This window comes from Clostridium sp. Cult1, assembly GCF_021655095.1.
Taxonomy (GTDB): Bacteria; Bacillota; Clostridia; order Tissierellales; family Tepidimicrobiaceae; genus Schnuerera.
Genome location: NZ_PPXW01000001.1, coordinates 703,191 through 703,857, shown reverse-complemented (window position 1 = coordinate 703,857; position 667 = coordinate 703,191). Strand labels below are relative to the sequence as shown.

Here is a 667-nt window from a genome sequence, read left to right as displayed (position 1 = left end):
AACATCTTCTAGTGTATCCGGTACTTGTCCAAATACATCAGAAATATGTCTTAGACGTTCTGATAATCTTTTATGAACCTTGTCTTCTATAGAATCTTTGTATCTCATATTGTAAATATAAATGGTATCGTATTCCTGCCCAATTCTTTGGATTCTGCCTTTTCTCTGTTCTAATCTAGTTGGATTCCAAGGTAAGTCTATATTTATTAACGATCCTAGAGTCTGTAAATTTAACCCTTCACTAGCTGCATCAGTACCTACTAAAACTCTAATATCCCTATCTTTCACCCGGGCTTTAATGGTTTCCTTATCCTTATAGGTAAACTCCCCATTTATAAATATGCCAGATTTTGTTCCTCCTGCATATATACCTATAGTTTCCTCTGGAAATTCCATAGATAGGTTTTGGGCAATCCATCTAGCAGTTTCATAATATTGGAAAAAAATAATAGTTCCTCTTTCTAGCTATTTCTCATCTCTTAATAGTTCCACAGTCTTCTCATATTTAGGTTCAACAGCATTACTAGTTTCTAGTGCCTTTACATATTTAACTAAAAATTCTGTTTCCTCCTTTGTTAAATTTTTTATTTCAGATGTTTGTTCCATATCCTTTTCATCTTTAAAATCTTCTTCTTCTAAAGCCTCATCTAAGTATGTATTCCATTCA

The 667-nt window shown here is 32.7% G+C and carries 2 protein-coding genes; both read right to left on the bottom strand.

The window, feature by feature from the left end; translation table 11 throughout:
• Positions 1-447, bottom strand: a 447-nt coding sequence (locus C3E89_RS03400) for a helicase-related protein (protein ID WP_336512955.1), incomplete at its 3' end; no start/stop codon positions are given.
• Between the two features lie 18 nt (positions 448-465).
• Positions 466-667, bottom strand: a 202-nt coding sequence (locus C3E89_RS03395) for a hypothetical protein (protein ID WP_236911085.1), incomplete at its 5' end; no start/stop codon positions are given.